Raw genomic sequence first — 2,087 nt, forward strand, 5'->3', positions numbered from 1 at the left:
CGATTTCTTCTAAAGCTGCATTAAATGCGTCTTCGTAGCTATCGTATTGACCGGCTGATTTGATGTTTGGTGTAAAACCTATATCGCCGAAAGGATCAGGATAGATAAATTCGTGATTTTCTAATTCCTGAACGATAAATTTCTGTTGGTATTTGCTCATGATTCAGCCTTTCTTAGGCTTTAGGCGTTGCGCCTTTTACTTGGAAATCCAAGAGCCTTGGAACGAGACCTTTGCCGGTGCTTTCCATGGCGACAGTCACTTCAACAGCGCAAGGAAATTTGAGATTTTCCAAGCGTTTGAAATTGTGGCTTTCGCCAAATTTCATGCTGGCAGCGGTAAAGCCTACGGCGTTGCCGTTAGACGGCATCGGGCTGGCTACTAACACCGTACAGGAATCGATTTTGTTACCATCGATTTCGCCTTTGAATTGTTTTGCGCCCAACAGGGTTGCTTCGTAAGTGGTTACTTGATTTTGACTAAACATTTTCGGGTTTCCTTAGTTTCTGTTCATGAAATTGGATATTTGACGTTCTTCTATTTCAATATCCCTAATGTGTTGCAATTCGGTGTCTTGGGGGAAAGCGGTTTGTTTTTCTTCACCCCAATCATCAAGCAGAGTTTCAAGCTTGAGTGCTTCAATGGCTTGCTGTTCTTCATGGATATACTGGATTCTTTGCGTTTGGTCTCTGCAATCGTATTGTTCAGGCTGCAAACCTTTCGGATAGCCTTCAACGCCTTTAAGCAATTCGTCAACGATTTTTCCATCTTCCCAACCGATACCGCGCAGGAAACTTACGAGCTTGCCGACTTGGTTTCTTGCATAAAAAAGCTTGTGTTCAAACGTCAGATTGACCGTTTCTTCTTTTGCATTCATGCGCTTTGATTCGGTTTTAAAAATAACCTTGCAAATCGGGTATGCGCCACCAAGATATGAACCGGAATAAAGCAGCATATCCAGCGGTATTTCTATATCGCCCGCCCTGAATTCGGTTTCAAACCGCACCCAAGGGCTATCAACATCGCCAAACTGCCGGCCTTTTTCGTATACACGGGTAAACTTGGAATTTCCGCGTTTGCCGATGTAGAACGTTTTTCCGCTTCCATCTTCATTACGCCATGCGGTGCCACGGCATTCGCTTTTCGGGCGCATATTGTGGACATCGTAATGACCGTTATCATGGTCTAGCATGGCTTGGTCGGGCGTGTATTCGCCGTTGAAAAAATCGTGTGCGACATCAACACGGGTAATTTTTGGGCGGATACACTTGCTTAAAAATTCATACAATCGGTTTTCCCAGCCGGGTAAAGCAGCCATGCAGCCGGTGCCGTTTAATTCAACTAAAATCGTATCGCGTTGACCACCGTAATGAACTTTTCCGTATTCAACATTATCCGGTCCTAATTGGTAGCAGCTTTTATAAAAAAACTTTCCTTTAAAGGGCAGTTTTTGAGTAATGCCGAAGCCCAGTATTTCTTGGAGTAGCTCGCTGTATTGGACTATGTATTCTGTATCTGATACCAATCCTTTACCTGTCACTTTGGGCAATGAATCTTCATGTATCGTGAACGTGATTTGGTCAATAAATGCGCCATCATCTCTACCACGTCTTAAGGGTATTTCGATTAATCTGCCTTTGCCGTCTGATACAAAATGACTGAAATACTGGAATTCAACGGCTTGGTTTTTGGTTTGGTCAGCACCCTGCGGATTAGGGGTTTTATTTTGCTCCCCCCCTATTAGCCTAGGGGGGCAGCCTTCGGCGTTGTCCGCCAACGGCGCGCAAGCGCGCCTGTTGCCTAGCCCCGCCACGGCTTTAATTCCTGTATCCGTCATAGCTCAATTCCTTATCCATCAGTTGCTTGACATACAGACAGCCAAATTCGGCTGCTTCGTTTTTTGTCTTTTGTGACATAGATGGATTGCAGATAGGAAACGAAACCGTTTTAACGCAGCATGATTCATCGTCTTGTTCTTTAAATACGCGGACGATGAATGATTTGGGTTGAAGTTCGGGTTCGGGATTGACGGTATAAAAAATAAACATGATTAAAGCCCCTTCACTGGCTAAGTTAAGGGGCTTTACAT

3 protein-coding genes are annotated in these 2,087 nt (G+C 44.4%); all 3 read right to left on the reverse strand.

Features of this window, described 5'->3' with window-relative positions; all coding sequences use genetic code 11:
* Positions 1–173: 173 nt before the first annotated feature.
* A complete protein-coding gene (locus tag CRG49_RS12780; protein WP_095503854.1) occupies positions 174–485 on the reverse strand; it encodes a hypothetical protein in 312 nt (103 codons plus the stop codon).
* Between the two features lie 12 nt (positions 486–497).
* The gene (locus CRG49_RS12785; protein WP_097784634.1) at positions 498–1,835 is read right to left on the reverse strand and encodes a replication initiation factor domain-containing protein; all 1,338 of its coding nucleotides are present in this window, start codon (positions 1,833–1,835) and stop codon (positions 498–500) included.
* A partial coding sequence (locus CRG49_RS12790; RefSeq protein ID WP_232727258.1) for a hypothetical protein occupies positions 1,816–2,087 on the reverse strand: 272 nt, incomplete at its 5' end. The genes CRG49_RS12785 and CRG49_RS12790, both read right to left, overlap by 20 nt.

Origin of the sequence: Neisseria sp. N95_16 (assembly GCF_002551535.2) — a bacterium.
Taxonomy (GTDB): Bacteria; Pseudomonadota; Gammaproteobacteria; order Burkholderiales; family Neisseriaceae; genus Neisseria; species Neisseria brasiliensis.